The sequence below is a fragment of the Paenarthrobacter sp. 10L412 genome, assembly GCF_056395565.1.
This window is the reverse complement of record NZ_JBFTJT010000002.1, coordinates 201,066-227,043: the sequence shown is the minus strand read 5'-3', so window position 1 is coordinate 227,043 and position 25,978 is coordinate 201,066. Positions and strand designations below refer to the sequence as shown.

At 62.5% G+C, this 25,978-nt stretch carries 23 protein-coding genes; 19 read left to right on the top strand and 4 right to left on the bottom strand.

The features are described from left to right. Nucleotides 1–485: 485 nt before the first annotated feature. On the top strand, nucleotides 486–998 hold the full coding sequence (locus AC1DD7_RS02845; protein ID WP_477513712.1) for a GNAT family N-acetyltransferase: 513 nt from the start codon (nucleotides 486–488) through the stop codon (nucleotides 996–998). A gap of 70 nt (nucleotides 999–1,068) precedes the next feature. Further along, nucleotides 1,069–1,449: a RidA family protein gene (locus AC1DD7_RS02840; RefSeq protein WP_223948469.1), complete on the top strand. Its 381-nt coding sequence runs from the start codon at nucleotides 1,069–1,071 to the stop codon at nucleotides 1,447–1,449. Nucleotides 1,450–1,474: 25 nt separating this feature from the next. Here the strand turns inward: AC1DD7_RS02840 and AC1DD7_RS02835 are convergent, their stop codons facing one another. After that, entirely contained in the window at nucleotides 1,475–2,134 is a 660-nt protein-coding gene (locus AC1DD7_RS02835) for a response regulator (protein ID WP_431119273.1), read from the bottom strand. Continuing rightward, the gene (locus AC1DD7_RS02830) at nucleotides 2,127–3,878 is read right to left on the bottom strand and encodes a sensor histidine kinase (RefSeq protein WP_477513784.1); all 1,752 of its coding nucleotides are present in this window, start codon (nucleotides 3,876–3,878) and stop codon (nucleotides 2,127–2,129) included. The genes AC1DD7_RS02835 and AC1DD7_RS02830 overlap by 8 nt, the downstream gene beginning before the upstream one ends. Nucleotides 3,879–4,076: 198 nt before the next feature. Between AC1DD7_RS02830 and AC1DD7_RS02825 the strand changes: the two genes are divergently transcribed. The 6 genes from AC1DD7_RS02825 (at nucleotide 4,077) to arr (ending at nucleotide 10,551) form a co-directional block, all read left to right on the top strand. Continuing rightward, a complete protein-coding gene (locus AC1DD7_RS02825; RefSeq protein WP_477513711.1) occupies nucleotides 4,077–5,561 on the top strand; it encodes a CitMHS family transporter in 1,485 nt (494 codons plus the stop codon). A 480-nt stretch (nucleotides 5,562–6,041) separates the two neighbouring features. Then, nucleotides 6,042–6,338 carry an Asp-tRNA(Asn)/Glu-tRNA(Gln) amidotransferase subunit GatC gene (gene gatC / locus AC1DD7_RS02820; RefSeq protein WP_017199363.1) on the top strand — a complete coding sequence of 99 codons (297 nt, stop codon included), beginning with the start codon at nucleotides 6,042–6,044 and terminating at the stop codon, nucleotides 6,336–6,338. A 5-nt stretch (nucleotides 6,339–6,343) separates the two neighbouring features. Beyond that, nucleotides 6,344–7,912 (top strand): Asp-tRNA(Asn)/Glu-tRNA(Gln) amidotransferase subunit GatA, encoded by a 1,569-nt coding sequence (gene gatA, locus AC1DD7_RS02815; protein WP_477513710.1) that lies wholly within the window; start codon nucleotides 6,344–6,346, stop codon nucleotides 7,910–7,912. Further along, on the top strand, nucleotides 7,912–9,420 hold the full coding sequence (gene gatB, locus AC1DD7_RS02810; protein WP_477513709.1) for an Asp-tRNA(Asn)/Glu-tRNA(Gln) amidotransferase subunit GatB: 1,509 nt from the start codon (nucleotides 7,912–7,914) through the stop codon (nucleotides 9,418–9,420). Before gatA ends, gatB begins: the two co-directional genes overlap by 1 nt. A gap of 107 nt (nucleotides 9,421–9,527) precedes the next feature. Then, entirely contained in the window at nucleotides 9,528–10,088 is a 561-nt protein-coding gene (locus AC1DD7_RS02805; RefSeq protein ID WP_477513708.1) for a DUF5666 domain-containing protein, read from the top strand. A gap of 52 nt (nucleotides 10,089–10,140) precedes the next feature. Then, on the top strand, nucleotides 10,141–10,551 hold the full coding sequence (gene arr / locus AC1DD7_RS02800; RefSeq protein WP_477513707.1) for an NAD(+)--rifampin ADP-ribosyltransferase: 411 nt from the start codon (nucleotides 10,141–10,143) through the stop codon (nucleotides 10,549–10,551). A gap of 27 nt (nucleotides 10,552–10,578) precedes the next feature. On the opposite strand, the gene AC1DD7_RS02795 is transcribed toward arr, so the two are convergent. Further along, entirely contained in the window at nucleotides 10,579–11,592 is a 1,014-nt protein-coding gene (locus tag AC1DD7_RS02795; RefSeq protein ID WP_477513706.1) for a formylglycine-generating enzyme family protein, read from the bottom strand. A 213-nt stretch (nucleotides 11,593–11,805) separates the two neighbouring features. On the opposite strand from AC1DD7_RS02795, the gene AC1DD7_RS02790 reads away from it, so the two are divergent. The 5 genes from AC1DD7_RS02790 (at nucleotide 11,806) to AC1DD7_RS02770 (ending at nucleotide 17,839) form a co-directional block, all read left to right on the top strand. Further along, the gene (locus tag AC1DD7_RS02790) at nucleotides 11,806–12,831 is read left to right on the top strand and encodes an ABC transporter permease (RefSeq protein ID WP_477513705.1); all 1,026 of its coding nucleotides are present in this window, start codon (nucleotides 11,806–11,808) and stop codon (nucleotides 12,829–12,831) included. Between the two features lie 31 nt (nucleotides 12,832–12,862). Next, a complete protein-coding gene (locus AC1DD7_RS02785; protein WP_477513704.1) occupies nucleotides 12,863–13,786 on the top strand; it encodes a carbohydrate ABC transporter permease in 924 nt (307 codons plus the stop codon). Nucleotides 13,787–13,855: 69 nt separating this feature from the next. Then, complete coding sequence (locus AC1DD7_RS02780) at nucleotides 13,856–15,517, top strand: type 2 periplasmic-binding domain-containing protein (RefSeq protein WP_477513703.1); 1,662 nt, start codon at nucleotides 13,856–13,858, stop codon at nucleotides 15,515–15,517. A gap of 47 nt (nucleotides 15,518–15,564) precedes the next feature. Further along, nucleotides 15,565–16,617 (top strand): LacI family DNA-binding transcriptional regulator, encoded by a 1,053-nt coding sequence (locus AC1DD7_RS02775; protein WP_477513702.1) that lies wholly within the window; start codon nucleotides 15,565–15,567, stop codon nucleotides 16,615–16,617. Between the two features lie 28 nt (nucleotides 16,618–16,645). After that, nucleotides 16,646–17,839, top strand: coding sequence for a Gfo/Idh/MocA family protein (locus AC1DD7_RS02770; protein ID WP_477513701.1), 1,194 nt, complete (start codon nucleotides 16,646–16,648; stop codon nucleotides 17,837–17,839). On the opposite strand, the gene AC1DD7_RS02765 is transcribed toward AC1DD7_RS02770, so the two are convergent. After that, the gene (locus AC1DD7_RS02765) at nucleotides 17,836–18,762 is read right to left on the bottom strand and encodes a LysR family transcriptional regulator (RefSeq protein ID WP_477513700.1); all 927 of its coding nucleotides are present in this window, start codon (nucleotides 18,760–18,762) and stop codon (nucleotides 17,836–17,838) included. The two genes, AC1DD7_RS02770 and AC1DD7_RS02765, sit on opposite strands and share 4 nt — an antisense overlap. A 107-nt stretch (nucleotides 18,763–18,869) precedes the next feature. Between AC1DD7_RS02765 and tdh the strand changes: the two genes are divergently transcribed. The 6 genes from tdh to AC1DD7_RS02735 all read left to right on the top strand — a co-directional run bounded on the left by tdh (nucleotide 18,870) and on the right by AC1DD7_RS02735 (nucleotide 25,970). Beyond that, nucleotides 18,870–19,916: an L-threonine 3-dehydrogenase gene (gene tdh / locus AC1DD7_RS02760; RefSeq protein WP_477513699.1), complete on the top strand. Its 1,047-nt coding sequence runs from the start codon at nucleotides 18,870–18,872 to the stop codon at nucleotides 19,914–19,916. 47 nt (nucleotides 19,917–19,963) lie between these two features. Continuing rightward, on the top strand, nucleotides 19,964–21,157 hold the full coding sequence (locus AC1DD7_RS02755) for a glycine C-acetyltransferase (RefSeq protein ID WP_477513698.1): 1,194 nt from the start codon (nucleotides 19,964–19,966) through the stop codon (nucleotides 21,155–21,157). A 181-nt stretch (nucleotides 21,158–21,338) separates the two neighbouring features. Beyond that, nucleotides 21,339–22,436, top strand: a complete 1,098-nt coding sequence (locus tag AC1DD7_RS02750; RefSeq protein WP_477513697.1) for an NAD(P)/FAD-dependent oxidoreductase — start codon at nucleotides 21,339–21,341, stop codon at nucleotides 22,434–22,436. A gap of 11 nt (nucleotides 22,437–22,447) precedes the next feature. Further along, nucleotides 22,448–23,686: an imidazolonepropionase gene (gene hutI / locus AC1DD7_RS02745; protein ID WP_477513696.1), complete on the top strand. Its 1,239-nt coding sequence runs from the start codon at nucleotides 22,448–22,450 to the stop codon at nucleotides 23,684–23,686. Nucleotides 23,687–23,787: 101 nt separating this feature from the next. Further along, nucleotides 23,788–25,290, top strand: a complete 1,503-nt coding sequence (locus tag AC1DD7_RS02740; RefSeq protein WP_477513695.1) for a sensor histidine kinase — start codon at nucleotides 23,788–23,790, stop codon at nucleotides 25,288–25,290. Continuing rightward, nucleotides 25,287–25,970, top strand: a complete 684-nt coding sequence (locus AC1DD7_RS02735) for a response regulator (RefSeq protein ID WP_477513694.1) — start codon at nucleotides 25,287–25,289, stop codon at nucleotides 25,968–25,970. Before AC1DD7_RS02740 ends, AC1DD7_RS02735 begins: the two co-directional genes overlap by 4 nt. The last annotated feature ends 8 nt before the right edge of the window (nucleotides 25,971–25,978 follow it).

Genomic DNA, 25,978 nt, shown 5'->3' with positions numbered 1-25,978 from the left:
CCCGGAGCCAATGGCGTCAAACGGGCGGCGGTGGTGCAAATCGCTTATTTCTGAAGGCAGGACGGACAGCAGGTGCGAGCCTGCGTCACGCTGATCTGGGCCGGGGGCATCGTTCCTCCTGTTCTGTATGTCCGAATGCCGGCATTGTCCGAATGCTGGCATATGGCGAATGCTCGTCTTTCCGAGCTTGTCCAAGCGGGTGAACGGCAGTGTGCGGTTGCCGTGTGGCAACTCAAGCACGGTCGCAGCACCCTTCGCCAGCTCTTCGACACGTGCCCGCAACACCGGGAAACCGGGCTTCACAGCACGCCATAGGACTCAATCAAGCGCCACAGAAGGCAACAGAAAAGCAGCCCGGCGATACCCGGCCTCATCAACATGACGCAACAAATCCGCCGTCGGGAATTCAGCGGCGGACTGATAGTTCGGTCACGGAAAGGGCTGTTTGGCGTTTGGTGCGGTGACCGCGCCACTACCATTGATAAGTGCATTCGTCGATTACTGTCCGCCCAGCCCTGCCCGAAGACTACGACGACGTTGCCCGCATCACGCAGGATTCATACGTCACCGCGGGGTACTACGGCAGCGCGGACCACCCGTACCTGCAGCAACTCCAGGACGTGGCAGCGCGCGCGGAGCACGCCGAGATCTTCGTTGCTGAACGGAACGGCCAGGTGATCGGTTCCGTCACGGCAGCACCAGCGGGTGGCGGTTTCTCGGACATCGGCCTGGACGACGAACTGGAACTGCGCACCCTTGTAGTAGATCCCGCGGTGCAGCGTTCCGGCGCCGGACGGGCATTGGTGCAGGCCGTCGTCGAGCAAGCCAAAGCGATGGACGGCATCGGTGCTGTCTCCCTCACTACGGGAGCCACGTGGGAGAGTGCCAATGCCCTCTACGCCCGGACCGGTTTTGCCCGCGCTCCGCACCGCGACTGGTTCGTCCCCGGCACCGACATAAAGCTGTTCGTTTACAGGCTGGACCTCCCACGGTCATAAAGTTTCCTTTCGTAAACCCCGCCAGGTTGGTACAAACCGGGACGGGCACAGCGATCAGGAAAGGCGCGGCATGCGCAAGACATATGGCACGGGTTCCGTCTGGGAACAGACCCTGGGATACTCCCGCGCGGTCCAGGTGGACAACACACTCTTCATTTCTGCCACGGCGGCCAGTGGGCCTGATGGCATTGTCGGCGATGACTTCTACTCGCAGACCAAATACATCCTTGAGAAGCTCGGAGCGGTCCTGGAAGAAGCCGGGTTCTCCTACGAGGACGTCGTTCAGTCCAAGCTGTACCTGACGGATATCAGCAAGTGGGAAGACGCAGGCCGCGCCCACGGCGAGGTTTTCGGTGAGATCCGTCCCACCCTGGCCCTGGTGCACGTGCTGCCATTCCTGGATTCCAAGATGCTGGTGGAGATCGAACTCGTCGCGCAGAAGTCCGCGTAGCTCACCCAACTGCGAACTACGTGGGCTAGCCCGGAATGCCGTAGCGGTGTTCCGGGCGGCCCGTGCTTCCGTAGCGTAATTGGATTTCGACGGCGCCGTCGTCGGCAAGCGAGGACAGGTACCTCTGCGCGGTCGCCCGGGAAACGCCCACCCGGTCTGCGACCTCGGCGGCTGAGTACTGTTCGCCGGGAAGCAGCGATTCCAGGACCGCGGCTTCGGTTGCCGAGCGTGGCTTTTGCGTGGGCGTCACGTCACCTGGGATCAGTGCCCGTTTGGCACGCTCAATGGTGGTCTGGTCAACACCCGTTTGCTGCCCAAGGATCCGGCGATACCGTGCATAGGACCTCAGCTGCTGGGACAAGGATTCCGCGGTGAAGGGCTTCAACAAGTACCCCAGTGCGCCGCGCCGAATCGCAACCCTGATGGACGGGGCATCAGAGGCCGCTGTCAGCATGATCGCATCGATGTCCAGCTGGCCCAGCAAATCAAGCCCTGAACCGTCCGGCAGGTAGACGTCCAGCAATACCAAATCAGGACGCAGGCTGTGGATCGCCTGCAGAGCCTGGGACACCGAACCTGCCGGAGCGAGCGCCATGAATCCGGCCACCGAGTCCACGTAGGCTGCATGCAGTCTGGCAACGTGGAAATCATCGTCCACGATGAGCACCCTCAAATCCTCAGCCACTGCTGTCCTCCCGCATTGTCGTACCGGCTTCCGTGCCAGGTGCCGTGCCGGTTGAGGCTTCAGCGCCTGCGGCCGCTCGCCCCATCACGCCAGGTATTGTCGCCATGAAAACGGCTCCGGGGCCGCCTTTCCTGCCGTTCTCCAGGACGCGGACGTCCCCACCCCTGCGGCGGGCCAACTGCCGCACCAAAGCCAAGCCCAAGCCTTGTCCGGCCCCTGGGCGTACCGGTTGTTCCGACGTCGTGAATCCTTCAGCGAAGACTTCCTCGGGTTCCAGGGCACCCAAACCGTCTCCGGAATCGCCGACGACGATGTGCAGCGTTCCGCTGTCCTGGCCGGCATCGTCAAGTAACTCAAGTTCTACCCAACGCTCCGAAGCGGAACCGGCGACGGCGGCACTCACGGCGTTGTCGATCAGGTTGCCGAGCACTGTGGTGACGTCCTGCGGATCGGCCACGTGTCCCCGGACCAGCGTTTCCGGCCCGATCCGCAGTGCCACTCCTCGTTCGGAAGCCTCTACACTCTTGGCGCCGACAAAAGCCTGCAAGTATGTGTCCTGAAGGAGTTCCGCCTGCTCTACAGGGAACTTCAGCGGCCCTGTGGCGGAGATCCGGGCCAGGTATTCCTTGGCTTGCTCGTGTTGGCCGATGCTCATGAAGCCGGCAATGGTGTGGAGCTGGTTGGCGAATTCGTGGCGCTGGGCGCGCAGGGCGGTAGACATGGTTCCCACCGCGTCCAACTGTCGGGTCAGTTGCTGCAGTTCGGTGCGGTCGCGGAGCATGACTACCCAGCCGAGGTCTTCCTTGCGGTGCCAGGCTTTTCGGGCGCTGGCCACCAGGACTCGTCCTCCCGCTACCAGTTCCACGGCTTCGGCGTCACGGGCTGCCGGTTGGGTGAGCTGCTTGAGTTGCCCGGGAACGTTGGCTGTGGCCCAGTCCTGACCGGTGGCGTCGGGCAGGTCCAGGAGCCTGGCGGCAGCTGCGTTGAACACGGAGATGCGTCCATCGGCGGCGATCCCGATCACGCCCTCGTCCACGCCTTGGAGCACTGCCACTTGGTCGTGGACGAGGGTGCTGATCTCCTCTGGTTCCAAGCCCAACGTGAGGCGTTGGAGGCGGCGCCGGAGCAGGAATGAAGCGAGGACGCCAGCCAGGAGTGCGCCGCCCGCGGTCAGGGCAATGGGCACAATGTCCTGTGCCAGGCTCTTGGTGAGGGACTCCATGGAGTAACCCACGCTCACCTCGCCCACGATGGTTCCAGCGGTTCCAGCGGTTGCTGCGCCGTCGGATGAGGGTGCGTACACCGGCACCTTGGCGCCCGCCGATGGACCCAAAGTGCCCGTGTTGCGGGTGGTGATCTCCTGGCCGGCCAAGGCCACAGAGGGATCTGTGCTCACGCGCTCACCGAGCCGCGCAATTTCCGGGTGGGCCAATCGGAGTCCGGTTTCGTCCGTGATGACCACGAAGAGGGCCCCAGTGCGGATCCGGGCCGCTTCTGCTGCTGCTTGCAAGGGCCCGGCGGCGAGGACGCTGGCCGGCGGTGTTCCTTCTTCTTTGCTGATTGCCTCGACGTCTTCCCTGATGTCGGGATCCGCCGCAACTGTGCGGGCGAGGGTGAGTGCCTGGTTTTCGGCTTCGTCGCCGATCCGTTCGTAGACCAGCCACGCGTGGACGGCACCGCTCAGGAGCACTACGAGCAGAACTACCCCCAGCTGGAGGAGGAGCGTCTGGGTGGAGAAACGCATACTGACCCTGGTAAAACGCGGCACCGTTACTCCTTTCCTCCAGCTCCATTGAAGCACTGAGCACAATGCGCAAAACGCTCGCAATGATCAGTATTCCCAACAATTCCCGGAAACCCCAGCCCGTGACGGGCGCCACTATAACGTCTGTAGTGCGCATCACACCGAAGTGGTGCCATTCACAGTAGTAAGGAGCCGGCCGTGCTGGTTTTGCTTGGATTCGCAATGATTGCGGTATTCATGGTCCTGATCATGACCAAAAAGTTGACGCCCGTCTTGGCGCTGATCATCGTCCCCACCATCTTCGGTCTCTTCGCGGGGGCCGGCTTGGGCATAGGCCCCATGGTCATGGACTCGATGAAGTCCATGACCTCCACGGCCGCGCTCCTCATGTTCGCCATCATCTACTTCGGCCTGATGATCGACGTCGGACTGTTCGACCCCCTGGTGAAGTTCATTCTGCGCAAGCTCGGCAACGATCCCGCCAAGGTAGTCCTGGGCACAGCTATCCTCGCCGCGGCAGTCTCCCTGGACGGTGACGGTTCGACCACGTTCATCCTCACCACCGCCGCCATGCTGCCGGTCTACCTGCGCCTGAAGATGAGTCCCGTTGTCCTCACTTGCGTGGCCGGCCTCGCCAACGGCACCATGAACATCCTGCCGTGGGGCGGACCCACAGCCCGCGCCGCTACCGCACTGAAGCTGGACGTCAATGACGTCTTCGTCCCCATGGTCCCGTCCCTCATCGTTGGCCTTATCGTCGTGCTCGTCTTCTCCTGGCTGCTTGGTCTGCAGGAACGTAACCGCCTCCGCACCACCGCGCCCGAAATCTGGGGCGACGTCGCCAATCCGTCCGACGCGTTCGACGGCGGCACTGGCCGCGGCGGTTCGGCCGCCACTGGTGGTTCGGGCGTCAGCAAGGGCCGCTTCGGCTTTGGCCGCACCGCACCCAAGCCGGTAACCGGCGGAGGCGCCGGCGTCGCAGTTCTTGAACGTACCCAAGAGCTGGTGGACGATCACGACACCGCCATGGCTGACACCGCACTGGATCCCAACCGCACCACGCTGCGCCCCAAACTGTTCTGGTTCAACCTTGGGCTCACGGTCGCCGTCATGGTCACCCTGGTAGCGAACATCGTCCCGCTCCCGTTCGTTTTCATGGTGGGCTCCGCCATCGCACTGCTGGTCAACTTCCCCAAGGTCAAGGACCAGGGTGCCCAGCTGATCGCCCACGCACCGTCGATCGTCGCCGTCGTCAGCATGGTCATGGCCGCTGCAGTCCTCACCGGTGTCCTCAACGGCACCGGCATGGTCAAGGCAATGTCCGAGTGGCTCGTCCAGATCATCCCCGCGGACATGGGTCCGTTCATGGCAGTCATCACCGGCGTGCTGAGCATCCCGATGACCTTCTTCATGAGCAACGACGCGTTCTACTTCGGTGTACTGCCGGTCCTCAGTGAAACCGCAGCCCACTACGGCGTCGGCGCAGCGGACATGGCCCGCGCTTCCATCACCGGCCAGCCGTTCCACCTCCAGAGCCCCCTGGTCCCTGCGATCCTGCTGTTGGTGTCGCTGGCAAAGGTAGACCTGGGCGACCACCACAAGAAGGTCCTCTGGCGCACTGCAGTCATCTCGATCGTCATGCTGGCGGTCGGAGTCCTGACCGGAGCAATCGGCATCGGCTAGGCTGCCGTTCCCAAAGCACCGGTCTGCACGTGAGGTGCAAAACCGGGTCAGACATCCTCCGCGTGCTGCTCCTTCGTCGCTTTGACGCACGCTTCCGGATGCCTGGCCCGGTTTTGCGTCGGAGGCCCACCGGCCGCTGCGGAGTCAGACCCAGTCCGCCCCGCAAACCCACCCAGCCCCCAACCCAATAAAACAAACGAGACAGCAAAGCGCGAATGGTCCGCTTTGCTGTCTCGCTTGTTGTGGGGGGTGACTCGGCGCTGGGTGGGTTCGGCGTTAGGGGAGGGAGGCACATCGGCGGGCGGCGGGACCTCCCGTAGGCTGCGTCTAAGCGAGGAACGAGCGAGCAGCCGAGGGAGCGTCGCGCGGGCCGCCGAAAGGCGCCACGTCACCTGCTGCTCACCTATTCGGCGTCGGTATCGTCCCGCACAGCCAAGTAGACTGGTTCGGAAAACCATTTGAACTTTGCAGGGGAGATCCATGGCTGCGATCAACCGTGACGACGTCGCGCATCTTGCGCGTCTGGCTCACATTGAAATGAGTGCCGAAGAGCTGGACAGGATGGCGGTTGAGCTTGCCGTCATCGTGGATTCGGTGAAGTCCGTCAGCGAAGCCGCCGGGGAGGATGTCCCGGCCACGTCCCACCCGATTCCGTTGACCAACGTGTTCCGTGAGGACGTCGTGGGCCACACGTTTACGGCTGAGCAGGCGTTGTCCGGCGCTCCGGATGCTTACGAGAACCGTTTCAAGGTCCCGGCAATCCTGGATGAGGACTAATTACCATGACTGAGCTGAAGAACGAACTCATTCGCCACTCCGCTGCCGATCTTGCTGCGAAGCTTGCTGCCCGCGAGGTTTCCGCTGTTGAAGTGACGCAGGCGCACCTTGACCGTATTGCTGACGTGGACGGCCAGATCAACGCGTTCCTGCACGTTAATACGGAGGAAGCCCTGGCTGTTGCGGCCGAGGTTGACGCTGCGCGTGCCGCTGGTGGCGCCGCTGCCGGGGAACTTCATGCCCTGGCTGGTGTGCCGATCGCTGTGAAGGACTTGATCGTGACGATTGGCCAGCCGACGACGGCTGGTTCGAAGATCCTTGAGGGCTGGCACAGCCCCTATGACGCCACCGTGGTGAAGAAGCTGCGCGCGGCCAAGATGCCCATCCTCGGCAAGACCAACCTTGACGAGTTCGCCATGGGTTCCTCCACGGAGCATTCGGCGTACGGGCCCACCCGCAACCCTTGGGACCTGGACCGCATTCCTGGCGGTTCAGGCGGTGGCTCGGCTGCCGCCGTCGCTGCTTTTGAAGCGCCGCTGGCGCTGGGCACTGACACCGGTGGATCGATCCGCCAGCCCGGTGCTGTCACCGGAACCGTCGGCGTCAAGCCGACGTATGGTGCAGTTTCCCGCTACGGCGCGATTGCCATGGCATCCTCCCTGGACCAGATTGGCCCGGTGTCCCGCACGGTGCTGGACGCGGCTCTGTTGCAGGAAGTCATCGGCGGCCATGATCCGTTCGATTCCACGTCCCTGACCGATCCGTTCGACAACCTGGCCGCTGCTGCCCGCGTGGGCAATGTTGCTGGAATGAAGATCGGCATCATCAAGGAGCTGCACGGCGAGGGCTATCAGGCCGGCGTCGAGAACCGCTTCAACGAGTCCCTTCAGCTGCTGAAGGATGCCGGCGCTGAAATCGTTGAGGTTTCCTGCCCCAACCTGAAGTACGCCCTGGGCGCTTACTACCTGATCATGCCGTCCGAGGCGTCCAGCAACCTGGCCAAGTTCGACGGCGTTCGGTATGGCTTGCGTGCCCTGCCCAAGGACGGCCCAATGACGATCGAGCGCGTCATGGGTGCAACCCGCGCCGCTGGGTTTGGTGATGAGGTCAAGCGCCGCATCATCCTGGGCACCTACGCCCTGAGCGCTGGCTATTACGACGCCTATTACGGTTCGGCGCAGAAGGTCCGCACGCTCATTCAGCGCGATTTCGACGCCGCGTTCTCGAAGGCGGATGTCCTCATTTCGCCTACGGCTCCCACCACAGCGTTCAAACTGGGGGAGAAGGCCAACGATCCTCTGGCCATGTACCTGAACGACGTCGCCACCATCCCCGCCAATATGGCTGGTATCCCGGGCTTGTCGCTGCCCGGTGGCCTGGCTGACGAGGACGGCTTGCCCGTTGGCGTGCAGCTGCTGGCCCCTGCCCGTCAGGATGCCCGCCTGTACCGCGTAGGTGCTGTGCTTGAATCCATCCTGGAAGAAAAGTGGGGCGGCCCGCTTCTTGCCCAGGCTCCTGAATTGAAGACACCCGCTCTCGGTGCCGCATCCAACTCCGCCGGAGGTTCAAACTAATGTCCGTCGACGCAACCCTGAGCTTCGAAGAGGCCATGGAGAAGTACGATCCTGTTCTGGGTTTCGAGGTCCACGTGGAGCTCAACACCAAGACCAAGATGTTCTCCTCCGCGCCGAACGTCTTCGGCGATGAGCCGAACACCAACGTCAACGAGGTGGATCTCGGCATGCCCGGCGTCCTCCCGGTGGTGAACAAGACGGCTGTGGAGTCCTCCATCAAGATCGGCCTTGCCCTGAACTGCAAGATCGCCGAGTACTGCCGTTTCGCCCGGAAGAACTATTTCTACCCGGACACCCCGAAAAACTTCCAGACCTCGCAGTACGACGAGCCGATCGCGTACGACGGCTACCTCGACATCGAGCTTGAGGACGGCACGGTCTTCCGCGTCGAGATCGAGCGCGCCCACATGGAAGAGGACGCGGGAAAGCTCACCCACATGGGTGGTTCTGCAGGCCGCATCCAGGGCGCCGACTACTCGCTGGTGGACTACAACCGTTCGGGTGTTCCGTTGGTGGAAATCGTCACCAAGCCGATCCAGGGTGCCGGAAGCCGTGCCCCGGAGCTGGCCAAGGCCTACGTTGCCGCAGTCCGCGAAATCGTGAAGAACCTTGGTGTTTCGGACGCCAAGATGGAACGCGGCAACGTCCGCTGCGACGCCAACGTTTCCCTGCGCCCGCACGGCCAGGAACGCTTCGGCATCCGCTCGGAGACGAAGAACGTTAACTCGCTGCGCGCCGTCGAGCACGCCGTTCGTTACGAGATCCAGCGCCACGCTGCAGTCCTGGACTCCGGCCAGCCGGTGATCCAGGAGACGCGCCACTGGCACGAGGACACGCGTTCGACGACGTCGGGCCGCGCCAAGTCCGACGCCGACGATTACCGCTACTTCCCCGAGCCGGACCTGGTTCCCGTCGTCGCCTCCCGTGAGTGGGTGGAGGAGCTTCGCGCCACCCTTCCGGAGCCGCCGGCCGAGCGTCGCAAGCGGCTCAAGGAAGCCTGGGGCTACTCGGATCTGGAGTTCCGCGATGTGGTCAACGCCGGCGTCATGGACTCCATCGAGGAAACCATCGCAGCCGGTGCCAGCGCAGATGTTGCCCGGAAGTGGTGGATGGGTGAGATCGTTGGCCGCGCCAAGGTTGCCGACGTCGATCCTTCCGCTCTGGGTGTCACACCGCTGGTCATCGTCGAGCTGAACAAGCTGGTCGAGGACGGCAAGATCAACAACAAGATGGCCACGCAGGTCCTGGACGGCGTACTTGCCGGCGAAGGTACTCCGGGCGAGATCGTTGAAAAGCGCGGCCTTGCGGTGGTTTCCGACGACGGTCCGCTGCTGGAAGCCATCGACGCCGCCCTTGCGGCACAGCCTGACGTCGCGGAGAAGATCCGTGGCGGCAAGGTCCAAGCCATTGGCGCAATTGTGGGCGGTGTCATGAAGGCAACACGTGGCCAGGCTGATGCCAACCGCGTTCGCGAACTCATCCTGGAAAAGCTCGGCGTACAGGGCTAAATCCGGCAGCCAGTTGCCCAAATAGCTCGCAGTTGTGGTTGTTTTGAGAGCTCAGAACAACCACGACTGCGAGCTACTTTTTTGTGTAAGGGGCGCAGAATGGATGCATGGCCACCATTACACCGGGCCTTCGGAAGGCCCTTATCGCCAGCGGCATCGCCGTCGCCCTGACCGGCGGCGGGGCAGCCGCAGTGTGGGCAGGCACCCAACCCAGCCCATCGCCGTCGAGCGCTACTGCCTCACCAAGTCCCTCCGCATCTGATGGCGCCAAGCGCCCTGAGGGGCGAGCCCATGGGATCCATGGCGAGCACGTTGTGAAAGAGCAGGACGGTACCTTCCGCACTGTGGTCACGCAGGCCGGCAAGATCGAGTCCGTGAGCGATTCTGCCATCACCGTCAAGAGCGAGGATGGCTTCACGCAGAGCTATGCGATCAACTCCGGGACCCGCATCTCACGCATGCCCACTGACCTCTCAGAACTGCGCAATGGCAAGGGCAAGCCCACGCTGCCTTCAGCAACCGCGGCGGATCTTAAGGCGGGCGACACCGTACGGATAGCAGGGACCAAGGACGGTGACACCGTGACGGCACAGCGCATTGTGGCCGGTGAGCTTCCGGCTGTCCTCAAGGGGCATGGTCCCAGGGGGCACGGACACAAGGGGCTTTGACCGCGGAGCTCGCAGTAACCTGCCCTGCGCGTCATGCGATTAGGGTGTAACTGTGAATCAACCGTTGGACGAGGGTCCGTTCTTTCATGGCACAAAGGCCAACCTTCGGGAAGGTGATCTCCTGAGCGCGGGCTTCAGGTCGAACTATCGGCCCGAGGTCGTGATGAACCACATCTACTTCACTGCTCTGCGGGACGGCGCAGGACTGGCTGCCGAACTCGCGGCAGGTAAGGGGGCCCCGCGCGTTTACGCCGTCGAGCCGACCGGGCCATTCGAGGACGACCCCAACGTGACCGACAAGAAATTCCCCGGCAACCCCACCCGGTCATACCGCAGCACAGCCCCGCTCAGGGTCCTGGGCGAAGTCACCGATTGGACGCGGCTGGAGCCCGAGGCGCTGCGAGCATGGAAGGAACGCCTGGCGGCAATTCTTGCTGACGAGCGCGGCGAAATCATCAACTGACGGGGATCCTTGGCTGACCCGGGAAGCTTAGAGCGCTACGGTCCTGAATCCGAGGTTGGCGCTGGCCGAGTCAGGCGTGTTGGAACTCCGCGCGGCCAGCCGGTAACGGTTGCAGTAGGAGTCGTGGCAAAGGTATGAGCCGCCGCGCATGACCCTTCCGCGGCCAATCGTTGGGCCCTGCGGGTCTTCTACGGTTCCGGCGGTCAGGCACGTCTGGTAGTACTTGGGTAGGAACCAATCGCTGCACCACTCCCACACATTGCCGCTGGTCTGGTAGAGCCCATAGCCGTTGGGGGCGAAGGACCTGGCCGGCGCTGTGGTGAGGTAGCCGTCCTCGACGTCGTTACGCACCGGAAACTCGCCCTGCCAGATGTTGCAGTTGTGCCGGGCGCTGCCTTCGGCGCTGTCATTGTGAAGTTCGTTGCCCCATGGATAGCGCTGCCCGGACGCACCGCCCCGGGCTGCATACTCCCATTCCGCTTCGGTGGGCAGTCGTCGCCCCGCCCAGGCGCAGTAGGCCAAGGCGTCGTTGAAGGACACATGCGTCACTGGATGGTCCGGGATGTCCGTCCAGTGGGAGAGGGGTCCGGCCGGGTGGGCCCAGTCTGCGCCCCGCACATTGAGCCACCAAGGGACGTTGTTGACCCTGTTCAGGATGTCGTGCGGCTCGGCCTTGACTGCAAGATGGAACACCGCAGATGTCCCGAACTCTTCAGATTCCGTGCTGTGCCCTGTGGCATCCATGAATGCCGCGAACTCCGTGTTGGTGACCGCGGTGGCGCTGATGGTGAATCCGGAAACGGACACTTCGTGGACTGGCGTCTCGCCGTCGCCGTCGTAGCCTTCGCCAAAAGGATCGCCCATGGCGAAAGTCCCGGAGGGGATCTCGACGTCGCCATTAACCGCCGTCACGGCGTGGTTGCCGGAACGGACGACGCCGGCCGTCGGGTTCCGGTGTCCGCCCGCCGCGCGTAGTGGGAGCATCAGTCCGGGTGCCGTGTGTTCCCGGGCGCCGGCGCCCGGGCTGCAGCAATCTGCCATATCAACCTTCCCTCTGCGGTTCTCCATCAATCTTAGTGGGGTGGGCCACACCGCGAATAATGATCAAAACTGATTTCTATCGTCAGTTTCAATCATGATCTTGCAAACGGGAAGGTCGTCGTTTATGGTTTGTTAAACGGTTAACGAGCGTGTTTTGAATCACACTCTTCAATCAACATTTGAGAACCCTTGCCCCTGCACTGAGGAGACAGCATGAACTCGACGACGCAACAAGCTCCGGCTTTGCCGGAAGCGCGCCGCGTCCCGGAGCCATTGCCCGGAAAATCCGGCATGCGGAGGCGCAAGGGCAACAGGGCACCCCAGCAAAGCTTCCGGTCAAGGCTGAGGCGCGATAAGCAGATGCTCCTGATGATGCTCCCGGGTGTTGCTTTCCTGCTGCTCTTCTTCTACATCCCGATCCTGGGCAACGTCATCGCGTTCCAGGACTACCAGCCCTACCTCGGCATCGGGGACAGCCTCTTTGTTGGCTGGCAGAACTTCGTGGACCTGTTCGGCAACCCCGACTTCATCCACGCGTTCTGGAACACGCTCTACCTTGCGGCATGGCAGCTGGTTTTCCTTTTCCCGGTGCCGCTGGTGCTTGCACTGATTGTGGACTCCCTGATCAGCACGCGGGTCCGCAGGATTTTCCAGAGCATCGCCTACCTGCCGCACTTCCTGTCCTGGGTCCTGGTGATCGCATTCTTCCAGCAGATGTTGGGCGGTGCGGGCTTCGTCAACAACCTGCTTCGCGATATGGGCATGGATCCAATTCCGTTCATGACCAATCCGGAAACCTTTCCAGTCATGGTGGTTGTCCAGATGATCTGGAAGGACGCCGGCTGGGCCATGATCATCTTCCTCGCAGCCTTGGCAAGCATTGATGCCTCTTTGTATGAGGCAGCGGCTGCTGACGGTGCGGGACGTTGGCGCCGGATGTGGCACATCACCTTGCCTGGGCTAAGGCCGGTGATCGTGCTGCTCCTGATCCTGCGCATTGGAGACATCCTCTCCGTCGGTTTTGAGCAGTTCATCCTCCAACGTGACGCCGTGGGTGCAGGGGCAGCGGAAGTGCTGGACACCTTTACCTACTACACCGGTGTGGTCGGTGGCGGCTGGAGTTCAGGTGCCGCAGCGGGCCTGGCGAAGGGTGTGGTCAGTGCCCTGCTGATCTACGGCGCCAACAAACTTGCCCACCGCTTCGGCGAAGACGGAATTTTTGCAAAGCAAGCACGCTGAGCCTACGCGGCTGCTGCACAAGGAGAACCCCATGGCAACAACACTTTTCACGAGGAAACCGCGGGAATTGAGCTACAACCCCAAACGACCCGTATGGAAGGAACGTCCTTCTCCTCTGTACCAAACGGTAAAGGCCGTGGTCGTCGTCCTTTTCAGCCTGTCCATCCTGACGCCAATCCTCCTGGTGGTGTCCACGTCATTGGCGGACACTGAACAACTCGTGCAGGCCGGTGGATTCGTGCTCTGGCCTGAGCGGCCCACCTTGGAGGCTTACGCCACCATCTTCAAAGGCCCCATGGTCCTGCAATCCCTCGGCGTGAGCATGCTCATCACCGCCGTGGGCACCATCCTGGCGCTGTTCGTCACCATCACCATGGCGTACGCCACCAGCCGATCAGTCCTCTTCGGCCGCCCCGTGGTACTCGCAGTGTTGTTCACGCTCTTGTTCGCGCCGGGACTCATCCCGTCCTTCCTCATGATTCGACAGCTCGGGCTGCTGGATTCCCTGTGGTCGCTGATCCTCCCTGGCATATTCGGCGCCTTCAACTTTGTGGTGATGCGCTCGTTCTTCATGAACATCCCGGGCGAATTGATCGAAAGCGCCAGGATTGACGGTGCCAACGACTGGCAGATCCTGTGGCGGATCGTCATGCCACTGTCCAAGGCCGTCATCGCCGTGGTCGGTTTGTTCTATGCCGTTGGTTTCTGGAACTCGTTCTTCAACGCACTGCTCTACATCAATGACCACAGCAAATGGCCCATCCAGTTGCTGCTCCGCAACTTTGTAGTCCAGGGCAGCGGGGCGGCAGACCAGCTGGGAATCACCACCACACCTCCGCCGCAATCCATCCAGATGGCTGTAGTAGTGGTGGCGCTGGTTCCCATCCTGATGGTTTACCCGTTCCTCCAAAAGCACTTTTCCAAGGGCGTGATCACCGGCGCCGTGAAGGGTTAGCCGCTCCCGCGGCCTGCCTGCAACAAGAACAGCATCACCTACCAGTAAATAACCAGAAAGGGTTATGCCATGACGAGCACTACCTCAGGACAGGCTGGATTCAGCCGCCGCGGCTTCCTTGGCCTCGCAGGCCTGGCCGTCACCGCCGTCGGCCTGTCTGCTTGTGGGGGTGGGGGAGCTGCGAGCAGCGGAGGCGCAGCGGCCTCCGCTTCAGTCAAGCTGCCCACCTACAAGGAATTCACCGGTGTGACTCCGGACCTTGCCGGTAACGCCAAAGGCCTGCAGGCCGGCTACTTCAAGCTGCCCACCGCTGTGCAGTCCGTGAAGACTCCGCCGCTTAAGGGCAAGGTGACCGGTCTGACGGAAACCTTCGACACCATGAGCCCCGGTCTGAAGGACAACCCCTTCTGGCAACGCCTCAACGCCAAGCTCGGCGGTGACCTGGAACTGCAGATCGCCGAGGACATTGGAGACGGCTATCCGGCCAAGTTCGCCACTGTCCTTGCCAGCAATGAACTGCCGGACATGATGTGGGTGCCACCGAACCAGGGAATTCCCAATGTTGGCCCGATGCTCGAAGCGAAGTTCCAGGACCTGACGCCCTACCTCTCCGGTGACGCAGTGCTCGAGTACCCCAACCTGGCCGCGCTGAAGCCCGATTCCTGGAAGACCGCCGTCGTGAACGGCAAGATCTGGGGAGCGCCCATCCCGAGCACTCCGTTCGGCCAGGTGTACCTGGGCAACCACGACGCATGGGCACAAGTAGGTGGTTTCGAGGCTGCGAGCGCGGACGAGTTCCTGGACAAGGCCAAGGAACTGACCCGTCCTGGCGATCAGAAGTATGCCCTTGAGCCTGCCTATATCAATGCCCTGCACATGGTTACCGAGTGGTTTGGCGCCCCGAACAGCTGGGCCGTCAACAAGGACCGTACGTTAACGCATTTGTACGAAACTGATGAGTACGTGGCCGGCGTGGAGTTCACCGCCAAGATGTTCGCAGCCGGGGTTTTCTACCCGGACTCCAAGGCCACGGACATTCGTTCCCGCGTTGCCAATGGCAGTGTTGCGGCGCAGGTGGTGGTGGGTCCCCATGACCTCCGCAGCTACCGGGCACTGAATAAGAGCGCTAAGTTTGACATCCTCGTTCCGTTCAGCGCCGACGGGAAGGTCAAGCCAACCTACGACATGGGCTACGGGACGGTGGGTTTCACGCCATTCAAGAAGGCTGAGGAAGGCAAGATCCGAGAGCTGCTGGCCCTCATCAACTACCTGTCGGCACCGTTTGGCACGGTGGAGTACATGCAGAAGAACTTCGGCGAGCTCGGCCAGGATTACACCCTGGATGGTTCGGGCAACCCGGTGCGTACGGAGACTGGAACCACGAATGCGCCTGGCTTGGTCTCGGCGTTGAACATCATGTCCAGCCCGGAGAACGTCATCTTCAATCCGGGATTCGACGACGACACCCGCTATATCAGCCAGCAGGAAGAAAAATTGCTGGAGCTCGCATGGCGCAACCCCACCAATGGTTCCTACTCAGATACGAACGCCAAGGTGGGGGCGAAGATCACCAAACAGCTCCGCGACAAGGTGGTGGACATCATCACCGGACGGGCCAAGATCGATGAACTGAAGGACGCGGTCAAGCGCTGGAAGAGCGAAGGTGGTGACAAGATGCGCGACGAATACCAGGCCGCGTTGGATCCGGCTGCTCCCGTGTTCAGGAGCTAGCCTCAAAAAACAAGGCGACATCAGACACAAACAAGCAGGGGGAAATCATGGCAAAAGCGAGTAACACGGGAGTCCGGCCCACCATCCGCATGGTGGCCGAACTCGCGGGTGTTTCCACGGCCACGGTTTCCTATGTGTTGTCGGGTCGCCGGGGCGATGCGGGACCGGGAGTTTCGGATCCGACGGCGGAGAAGGTCAAGGCTGTTGCGGACCGGCTCGGCTATCGCCCCAACCAGGCTGCCCGGGCTATCCGGACAGGGCGGACGAACACCGTCATCCTGTCATTGACGATGCTGTCCGATCCTTGGTCGTTATCCGTCATCGAGGCCGTGCAAAAGGCGGCTGCTCCGTTGGGGATCACGCCGATGATCCTTGGCGACGCCGACTGGGTGAAGGTCCTTGGCACGCATAACGCAGACGCCGTGTTCGTGGACGCAGTCCGACCTGAGCAACGGGACGCCCTTCGGAAGCTCGCGGAGCACGGGACCACGCTTGTGGTCTTTGACGAGGAGCTTGGAACGGAGAATTTCGACGTCATCAGGTCCATTGCTGGACCAGGCTGCCGCATGGCCGTGGAGCACCTCCTCCACGGCCATCGGAGGATCGCTTGCCTCACCCCGGCCACGGCTGCCGGCGCCTCTGGCGGCACCCGCTACCGGGCCTACACAGAGGCCCTGGTGGACGCCGGCATCCCGGAAAACGAGGATTATGTGGGCCTCTTCGATGGCACATCTGCCGGTGCGTATGCTGCCACAACGCGGCTGCTCAGCGTGCCGGACCGGCCTACTGCCATCTACGCCACCACCGACTTCGCCGCCGTCGCAGCCATCAATGCGGCTCAACGGCTTGGGCTCGCCGTTGGTGTGGACGTGGACATCATCGGCGTGGGCAACACGGTGGAGGGGGAGAGGATGTCGCCGTCGCTCAGCACTGTGGGCCCCGTGGATTTCTTCGGCAAGCTTGCCCGGCTGCTCTTGCAGCGGGCCACGTCACCCGCTTCGCCTGACGCCAAGCGCGAGCCTGCGGTCCTGGACTTCCCGTGGCACCTGTTCGTGCGCGAATCGGCACCCCACCGCAGCTCCGCAACCAGACTTTATTAAACGAACCAGCAGAAGGAAATTGCACCTCATGGAAAAGGATTTGAAGGTCGGCATCGTGGGTTTCGGCCTGCGCTCCGGGTTGTGGAGACACGCCCATAAGCCGGGTAAGGGCTCTGAAGTCACCCTCGTCTGTGACGTGAGCGAGAGGGGACGTGCGGACGCCGCGGCGAGCATCCCCTCGGCCCGCATCACCAGCGACCTCGAAGAGGTGCTCGCCAGCGACCTTGACGCCGTCCTGGTCTTAACCCCCGATAACCAGCATGCCGCCGTCGCGGTCCGTACGCTCAAGGCTGGCCTTGCGACCTTCTGTGAGAAGCCGCTGGACATCACAGTGGAGGCAGCGGACCTGATCCTGACGACGGCGTACGAGACCGGAACGCGCTTGTACGTTGGGCACAACATGCGGCACATGCCCGTTGTAGTACAGATGCGCCACATCATTCAGGAGGGCAGGATCGGTGAGGTCAAGGCCATCTGGTGCCGGCACTTTGTTGGCGATGGTGGGGACTACTACTTCAAGGACTGGCATGCCCAGCGCGCCAATGTCACCTCGTTGCTCCTCCAAAAAGGTGCGCACGATATCGATGTGATCCACTGGCTTGCCGGCGGGTACACCAAGCGGGTTGCCGCCGTCGGCGATCTTGCGGTTTATGGCAACGTCACCAACCGCAGTGACAACTCCGGCAAGCGCATGGGCGAATGGTTCTCCAGGGACAACTGGCCCCCCACGGAGCAGAAAGACCTGGCTGAGGTAATCGACGTCGAGGACATTTCCATGATGAACATGGTCCTGGACAACGGCGTGCTGGCCTCCTACCAGCAGTGCCACTTCACACCTGATTACTGGCGCAACTACACCATCATCGGCACGAAGGGCAGAATCGAGAACTTCGGCGACGGCCCGGGGAACACCATCAACGTCTGGACCAGCCGGACTTCCGGCTACGCGGCACCAGACGAGGTGATCACTATTGAGGACGGAGAAGGTGGCCACGGCGGTGCGGACCCTCGCCTGATTGAGGAATTCCTGCGCTTTGCCTCCGAAGGCGGCCAGACCCAGACAAGCCCGATTGCAGCGCGACAGGCGGTAGTGGCGGGCATCCTCGCGGCAGAATCGTTACGCGGTGATGGCTCGGCTCGGGAGGTACCGGAGCTCGCGGCCGAACTAGTGGAGTACTTCGACGCCGGACAACCCGCCCTGACCCGGAACACACCTAACTAGCGGGGGCCGGATAGCTCGATAAGTTCGGTCATGACGGTTTGAAGTGACTCGCAAACCGTCATGACTGATTTCCGTTTCAGCGTTTCCGGGCGGGCGAGGATGTCGATCTTGCGCACCGAGTTCACGCCGGAAAGGGGCCGCAGCACAACACCGGCATCCAGGACGCGCCGCGCCGTGAACCTTGGCAGGAGTCCGATCGCGCCGCCCGCCGCGACAAGCGCGGCAACAGTTGAGTAGTCGTTGATGCGGTGCAGCACTTCGGCGGGCCGTCCACTCACGGCAACGACGGCGGCGAGCACGTCCGCGGGGGAGTAGCCATCGCGGCTGGTCACCCAGGTTTCGCCCACGACGTCGGACGGCTTCAGTTCGCGCCGGGATGCCAGTGGGTGGTCCGCGGGTAGGGCGACGTCCAGGGGTTCGTCCGCCAAGGGGATCACGGCCACTTTGTCTTCTGGCCACGGCGGGCTGTTATCCATCCTGTGTGCCAGTACGAGGTCGTAGCGGGCAACCAAGCCCGGGAAATCTTCCTGGGCCACATCCTCATCCGAGAGTCGAAGCCTTGGCGACTTCCCGCCGTCGGACGCTAACAGCGCTGCCAACGGCGCGAACAGCGCCTGCCCCGCACTGTGGAAGGCGCTGACGCTCACAGGCGCATCCGGAGCGTCGTGATAGGCGCCGATCGCTGCCCGCGCATCCGCCATCGCGTTCACGACGGCGGCACCGGCCTCGGCGAGGACCTTTCCGGCGTCCGTCAGCACCAGGGCGCGGCCTTCCTTGCGTGTCAGTGGAACGTCCACCGATTTCTGCAGGAGCGCGAGCTGTTGCGAAACGGCCGATGGGGTGACCATAAGAGTCTCGGCCACAGCTTTAACACTGCCCAGGTCGCCGAGTTCACGGAGCATCTGCAACTGGTGGATTTCCATTAGCAAATCCTAAATCGTTGATTGAGAAGAATCTAGTTGTGCTAAATCGTCAGCGGCGCTCTAATGGAGTCAGCAGCAGCGAAGCAGCCCCAGCAGTGAGGAATCCCATGAAGGCTCTCTACAAATCCGGACCACACGCAGGGTTCGAACTCGTTGACCGTCCCGAGCCCGAAGCGGGACCCGGCGACGTCAAGATCCGTGTCATGACCACGGGCATCTGCGGTACCGACCTCCACATCCAGAGCTGGGATGCCTGGGCCCAAAGCATCATCGAAACGCCGCTCATTGCAGGTCACGAGTTCTACGGTGAAGTAGTGGAAGTCGGCGAGGACGTCCGAGACGTCAAAGTTGGAGACCGGGTGTCCGGTGAAGGCCACGTGGTTTGCGGAATCTGCCGCAACTGCCGTGCTGGACGCCGCCAGATGTGCATCCACACCGTCTCCGTTGGAGTGCAGCGCGATGGTGCGTTCGCCGAATATGTGGTCATTCCGGAGACCAACGTGTGGGTCCACCACGACGAATCCGTCACGCCGGAACTCGGTGCCATCTTCGATCCCTTCGGCAACGCTGTCCACACAGCCCTGAGCTTCCCCTTGGTGGGCGAAGACGTCCTCATTACCGGCGCAGGACCCATCGGGCTGATGGCCATTGCCGTCGCCCGCCATGCTGGCGCCCGCAAGATCGCCATCACTGACGTATCTGCTCCCCGGCTGGAACTGGCCCGCCAAATGGGCGTTGACCTCGCCGTCGACGTTTCCAAAATGCGCGTCCGCGACGCACAGCGGGAGCTGGGTATGCGCGAAGGATTCGATATCGGCTTGGAAATGTCCGGACACCCCACGGCACTGCCTGAGATGATCGACAACATGAACCACGGCGGGCGGATCGCCATGCTGGGCCTTCCCAGCCAGTCCATCGACATCGACTGGGGCAAAGTGGTCACCCACATGCTCACGCTTAAGGGCATCTATGGCCGCGAAATGTTCGAGACGTGGTACGCGATGAGCGCCATGCTTTCTTCCAACCCTGTGCTGCACCGGAACATCTCCGCAGTGGTCACCGACAAGCTGTCGGCGACCGACTGGGAGAAGGGCTTCGACATCGCCCGCGCCGGAACCGGCGGCAAAGTAGTCCTCGACTGGACCGAACTCTAACCCCGCTGCCGCCACAGAACCTTTCCCGACGTATTCAGGAGCACCCCATGTACTCAGCCATCAAAGACCAACTCCAAGGCGAACTCGACGAGATCCGCAGCGCCGGCCTCTTCAAGACAGAACGCCACATCGATTCCCCGCAGGCCAGCCATATCGCCGCCGGCCAACTCGGCCAGCCAGCTAACACAGTGCTGAACTTCTGCGCCAACAACTACCTGGGCCTGGCCGACCACCCGGACATCATTGCCGCAGCCAAGGCCGCCATGGACGAACGCGGCTTCGGCATGGCCTCTGTGCGCTTCATTTGTGGCACCCAGGATCTTCACCTTGAACTCGAGGCCCGTGTCTCGGCCTTTTTGGGCACCGAAGATACGATTCTGTTCTCCAGCTGCTTCGACGCCAACGGGGGTGTCTTCGAATCCCTTTTCGGCCCCGAAGACGCCATCGTCTCGGACTCGCTCAACCACGCATCGATCATCGACGGCATCCGCCTGAGCAAGGCCAAGCGCTTCCGCTACGCCAACCAGGACATGGCTGACCTTGAGGCGAAGCTCGTTGAGGCCGAGGGTTCCCGCCGGAAGATCATCGTCACCGATGGTGTGTTCTCCATGGACGGCTACCTTGCCCCGCTCGAAGCCATCTGCGACCTCGCCGAGAAGCACGACGCCCTCGTGATGGTGGACGACTCCCACGCCGTCGGCTTCATGGGACCCACGGGTGCCGGTACTCCTGAGCACGCCGGTGTTTCGGAGCGCGTGGACATCTACACCGGCACGTTCGGCAAGGCCCTGGGTGGGGCATCCGGCGGGTACGTTTCAGGCCGCGGCGAAATCGTCGCGATGCTGCGCCAGAAGGCCCGCCCCTACCTCTTCTCCAACTCCCTGGCGCCGGCCATCGTGGCCGCCACCATCAAGGCAATCGAACTCGTCCAGGAATCCGGCAAACTCCGCACCCGCCTGTTCGAAAACGCAGCCCTGTTCCGCCGCCGCATGAGCGAGGAAGGCTTCGAACTCCTCGAGGGTGAGCACGCCATCATTCCCGTGATGTTCGGTGACGCCGTAATAGCCGCAAAGGTTGCTGACGAGATGCTCGGTCAAGGTGTCTTCGTTACCGCCTTCAGCTACCCCGTGGTGCCAAAGGGAGCGGCCCGCATCCGCGTCCAGCTTTCAGCCGCACACAGCAGCGACGACGTCGAAGCTTGCGTTCAGGCGTTCGTGAAGAGTCGCGCAGCGGTCGCCTAACCGTCCCGACGTTCTCTCACATCCTCCCGCTTTAGGCCCGACGTTCTCTCACTTGCTTGACGCAAGGGAGAGAGCATCGGGGCGTTGGGGGTGTGATGTGAGAGAGGATCGGGGCGTTGGGGGTTGGATGTGAGAGAGGATCGATCTGTGCACCCCTCGGGCCTTCTGACAGGATGGAGCCATGGCTTCGAATTATGACGTGGTAATCGTTGGCGGCGGCATTGCGGGGCTCTCTCTGGCTTCTGCGCTCGCAGGGAAGTGCACGCTTGCACTGGTTGAGGCGGAGCAGTCGTTGGCCTTCCACACTTCCTCGCGCTCAGCCCGCCAGTTGATTCCGAGCTACGGGCCGCCCATAGTGCAGGAACTCACCGTCCGGACCTTGGAGATGATGAGGGCGCGCGACGCCGAACTTCCGGAGCCCGTCCTTACCCCACGCAGGTTCATGCTGGTGGGCGATGAGGAAACAGTCCGGGCAGAAGCCAGCGGCAACATGCACACAATCACCCACGCTGAAGCCATGCAGCTCTGCCCGGTCCTGAAGCCGGACTCGTTCCAGGCCGCGGGGTTGGACAACGGCTCGTTTGGTTGCAATGCACCGGCCTTGTTGGAAGATCACCGGAAGAGGGCTCAGGCGGCGGGAGCTGACATCATCACCGGTGCGCGTGTCCACTCGGCCCAGCGGCTCGGAAGTGGCTGGCAGGTGGGTGCCGGAACGGAAGGTTTCCAGTCCGCCGTCGTGGTTAATGCCGCAGGTGCGTGGGCGGATGAGTTGGCGGTCATCAGCGGCGTGGAGAAGTTGGGACTGCAGCCTTATCGGCGGACCGCGGCGATTGTGAACGTCGAGCAATCGCTGACGCCGCAAATGCCCATGGTGGCTGCAGCCGATCACTCGTTCTACTTCCGCGCCGAGGGCAACCAGGTGCTCATCTCGCCGTCGGAAACCGTGCCCAGCGGGGCCGAAGACGCTAAGCCGTATGCCGGTGATGTGGACAAACTCATCAGCAGGCTCAACTCACTGACAACCTTGGGCATCCGTTCAGTGGATCGTGCATGGACGGGGTTGCGGACAGAAGCTGCGGACGGAATCCCGGTGGTTGGTTTCGACGCCGAAGCGAAGGGCTTTTTCTGGCTGGCCGGGCAGGGCGGCTACGGATTCCAGACGTCCTCGGCCATCGCCGAGCTGGCGGCCGCCCTGATCCTGGGCGAGGTAAAAGAGGACAGTCCGGAATCCCGGACAGCCGAACAGCTTGCGGCCGTTCGCTGGTCCATCCGGCGCTGAACAATAGGGACATGAGCGGAATCAGCAGTCCAGGACAAAACAGCACTCTTATCACCAACATCGGCGAGCTGATGACCCAGGACCTGGAGCATCGTGTCCTCAAAGACGCCGCGATCGTGTTCGAAGGCGAGCGCATTGCCTGGATCGGGTCCAACAACGACGCTCCTGTGGCGGATACAAAGATCGACGCCGAAGGCCGCGCCGTCCTGCCTGGCTGGGTCGACTCGCACTCCCACCTCGTTTTCGCCGGTGATCGCACAGCCGAGTTTGAGGCCCGCATGGCCGGGCAGAGTTACAGTGCCGGCGGCATTGCTGTCACTACGGGGGCTACCCGCGGCGTGAGTGACGATGAACTGACGACTCTGGTGAGGGACCGTGTCACTGAAGCCGTCTCGCAGGGGACTACCTACCTTGAGAGCAAGACCGGCTACGGCCTGGACGTGGAGAACGAAGCCCGCAGTGCACGCATCGCCGCGGCTCTGGTGGACGAGGTCACCTACCTCGGCGCGCACCTGGTGCCGGCCGGGTCCGATCCGGAGGAGTACACGGACCTGGTCTGCGGTGAAATGCTCGACGCCGTCCTGCCGCATGTGCGCTGGGCGGATGTGTTCTGCGAGCGCGGTGCGTTCACGGAAGAGCAGTCCCGCAGGGTCCTTACGGCTGCCCGGGACGCGGGGTTGGGGCTGCGCGTGCATGGCAACCAGCTGGGCGAGGGGCCAGGCGTTGCGTTGGCCGTGGAGTTCGGGGCCGCCAGCGTGGACCACGTGAACTACCTTTCGCAGATGGACATTGACGCGCTGGCGGGAACCTGGAAGGGCTGGGACCCGGCTACGGGCAGTGGCGCCCGTGGAACCGTCGCAACGTGCTTGCCCGCTTGTGACTTGTCCACGCGACAGCCGCTCGCGCCAGGCCGGGAGCTCATCGATGCCGGCGTCCAGATCGCCCTGGCCGCCAACTGCAACCCCGGGACGTCGTACACGAGTTCCATCGCATTCTGTGTCACCACGGCGGTCCTGCAGATGCACCTCAGTGTCCACGAGGCCGTTCGGGCGGCGACGTACGGCGGCGCCCTTGCATTAGGCCGCGAGTCCGGGAACGACGTCGACGGCGAACGGGCGGTGGGTTCGCTCGCCGTCGGTCATCGCGCGGACCTTCACATGCTGAAGGCGCCCTCGGCCACGCACCTCGCGTACCGGCCGGGGATCCCGCTGACGCATTCGGTGTGGCGGGCGGGCGTTCGGGCCGTCTAAAAACAGGTTGAAAGCAAGAAAGGGCAGCGTTCCGGTTGGCACGCCGCCCTTTCTTGCCTTGGGATCAGGCAGACCCTTGGCACAGCTGACAGACTGTGGACATGGCAAGGGGAATTCTTCGCATACGCTCGGGAGGGCTGGGCCGGGCCAGGACCACAGCGGGTTTTGTCTTGGCGGTATTCATCCCCGTTCTGACCACGGCGGTGATGTCGTTTGCCCCGGATCTGAACTTTGCCACCCATGTCCTGGTGCATTTGACCGGGGTGATGGCGGTGGCGTTCATCGGTGGTCTCTGGCCTGCCGTGCTGGCCGCGATTCTGGACTCGTTGCTGCTGAATTATTTCGAGACCGAACCCCTTGGGACTTTCAGAATCAATGACCCGCAGATTCTGTTTGCTTTGCTCGTGTTCCTGGGTGCCGGGATTGCTGTGTCCTTGGTGGTAGGCCTCTCGGCCAAGCGGGCTCAGGAGGCTATTCATGCCCGTGCCGAGGCGGCGACACTCTTGGACTTGGCCAGGGATGCTTTGATCGAGGACGACACCATTGCAGCATTCCTGGATAAGGTCCGTGAGACCTTCCATGTCCGCTCGGTGGGATTCTTTACAAGAACCTCCGGCACAAGGGATGGCTGGGAACTCCAGGCGCACTCAGGTGAATCACCGCCACAGCCTCCGGGCTCGCCCGAATCAGGCGGCGGTGCGTTCGAGATGGCAGATACCGGTACGGCTCTTGTGGTCTCTGGCAGGACCCTCACTGCCAGCGAGCGGCGGCTGCTGGCGGCCCACGCGACCCACCTGCTTTTACTGAGGCAACGTCATGCACTCCAGCTCAGGCTGAAGGCGACCACGAAACTCGCTGAGGGCAACAGCATCCGGACGTCCATTCTGAACGCTGTCAGCCATGACTTGCGGACACCATTGGCCGGAATCAAGCTGGCTGTGACCGCCTTGCAGCGCCAGAAGCCACGGCTTCCCGAAGAGATACAGGACGAGATGCTCCATACCATCGACTCCTACGCGGACCGCCTGGACTCCTTGGTGGCCAATCTGTTGGACATGTCACGGATCTCCAGCGGATCCACCGCCCCGCTCACATCCTCGGTGACTTGGCGTGATGCCATCGAAGATGCGCTGCGGGGACTGCCGGAAGGAGCCATCCGGATCGATCTCGCTCCTGACATGCCAGCCATTGATGCCGACCTGGGCATGCTGGAACGCGTTATTGCCAATATCGTCGAGAACGCCCTGAAATACGCGGCGGGCTCGGATATCGTCATCGTGGGACCTGCCAATGGATCAGGGGTGGCCACGATTGAAGGACGTGCCTGCGGAGAGCTGAGGATCGTGGACCACGGCCAGGGTGTCGCCGCGGCGGACGTTATCGCCATGTTTGAGCCGTTCCAGCGGCTGGATGACGCTCCGGCTGGCTTGGGCATAGGACTCGGACTGGCTGTTGCGAAAGGCTTTACCGAAGCGATGGGCGGCCAACTGAACGCTGAACCGACACCTGGAGGGGGACTGACCGTAGTCATCCGGCTTCCTCTTTCCACCGGGGACGGGAACCCGCATCACGCATCCGGCCACGCGGAACGAAGTGAGCCATGAGGACCGTACTTGTCGTAGACGACGAACCCCAACTGCTGCGCGCTTTGCAGGTAAATCTGCGCGCTGAGGGATACCAGGTGCTCACCGCACTGGATGGCACCGCGGCTCTGCAGCATGCCGCGGACAACCACCCTGATCTTATCGTTTTGGATCTTGGACTGCCGGACATTAACGGCGTTGACGTCATCACCAGGATCCGTCGTTCCAGCAGCACGCCGATCATCGTCCTGTCCGCCCGGCAAGGGTCCGTGGACAAAGTCCGCGCCCTCGACGCAGGGGCGGATGACTACGTCACGAAACCTTTTGGCCTGGACGAACTCCTGGCACGGTTGCGCGTCGCTGAACGCCGTCTCGGGACGTCCGACGGCGGCGAACAAGTCGTGATTGTCGACGTCGGGGACTTCGAAGTGGACCTCGAAAAGAAGAAAGTGACACGCGACGGCGCACCAGTGCGGCTCACCCCGCGCGAATGGGCCATCCTGCAACTGCTGGTCCTTAACCCAGGCCGGCTCATCACCCAGCAGCAGATGCTGGCCAGGATCTGGGGCCCGGGCTACGACGGAGAAACGCATTACCTCCGGGTCTATATTGGTCAGCTGCGCCGCAAACTTGAAGCCGACCCTGCCCGGCCCAGGCATCTGCTCACCGAAGCCGGAATGGGTTACCGCTTCGAGCCATAACCGGCAGC

Coding starts and splice junctions, on each gene's coding strand:
- AC1DD7_RS02830 (WP_477513784.1), bottom strand. CDS start 3,878: ATGCGTTTCTCCACCCAGACGCTCCTCCTCCAGCTGGGGGTAGTTCTG.
- AC1DD7_RS02780 (WP_477513703.1), top strand. CDS start 13,856: ATGACGAGCACTACCTCAGGACAGGCTGGATTCAGCCGCCGCGGCTTC.
- AC1DD7_RS02740 (WP_477513695.1), top strand. CDS start 23,788: ATGGCAAGGGGAATTCTTCGCATACGCTCGGGAGGGCTGGGCCGGGCC.
- AC1DD7_RS02750 (WP_477513697.1), top strand. CDS start 21,339: ATGGCTTCGAATTATGACGTGGTAATCGTTGGCGGCGGCATTGCGGGG.
- AC1DD7_RS02735 (WP_477513694.1), top strand. CDS start 25,287: ATGAGGACCGTACTTGTCGTAGACGACGAACCCCAACTGCTGCGCGCT.
- AC1DD7_RS02775 (WP_477513702.1), top strand. CDS start 15,565: ATGGCAAAAGCGAGTAACACGGGAGTCCGGCCCACCATCCGCATGGTG.
- gatC (WP_017199363.1), top strand. CDS start 6,042: ATGGCTGCGATCAACCGTGACGACGTCGCGCATCTTGCGCGTCTGGCT.
- gatB (WP_477513709.1), top strand. CDS start 7,912: ATGTCCGTCGACGCAACCCTGAGCTTCGAAGAGGCCATGGAGAAGTAC.
- AC1DD7_RS02755 (WP_477513698.1), top strand. CDS start 19,964: ATGTACTCAGCCATCAAAGACCAACTCCAAGGCGAACTCGACGAGATC.
- AC1DD7_RS02765 (WP_477513700.1), bottom strand. CDS start 18,762: ATGGAAATCCACCAGTTGCAGATGCTCCGTGAACTCGGCGACCTGGGC.
- tdh (WP_477513699.1), top strand. CDS start 18,870: ATGAAGGCTCTCTACAAATCCGGACCACACGCAGGGTTCGAACTCGTT.
- AC1DD7_RS02770 (WP_477513701.1), top strand. CDS start 16,646: ATGGAAAAGGATTTGAAGGTCGGCATCGTGGGTTTCGGCCTGCGCTCC.
- AC1DD7_RS02790 (WP_477513705.1), top strand. CDS start 11,806: ATGAACTCGACGACGCAACAAGCTCCGGCTTTGCCGGAAGCGCGCCGC.
- AC1DD7_RS02795 (WP_477513706.1), bottom strand. CDS start 11,592: ATGGCAGATTGCTGCAGCCCGGGCGCCGGCGCCCGGGAACACACGGCA.
- AC1DD7_RS02840 (WP_223948469.1), top strand. CDS start 1,069: ATGCGCAAGACATATGGCACGGGTTCCGTCTGGGAACAGACCCTGGGA.
- AC1DD7_RS02785 (WP_477513704.1), top strand. CDS start 12,863: ATGGCAACAACACTTTTCACGAGGAAACCGCGGGAATTGAGCTACAAC.
- AC1DD7_RS02805 (WP_477513708.1), top strand. CDS start 9,528: ATGGCCACCATTACACCGGGCCTTCGGAAGGCCCTTATCGCCAGCGGC.
- hutI (WP_477513696.1), top strand. CDS start 22,448: ATGAGCGGAATCAGCAGTCCAGGACAAAACAGCACTCTTATCACCAAC.
- gatA (WP_477513710.1), top strand. CDS start 6,344: ATGACTGAGCTGAAGAACGAACTCATTCGCCACTCCGCTGCCGATCTT.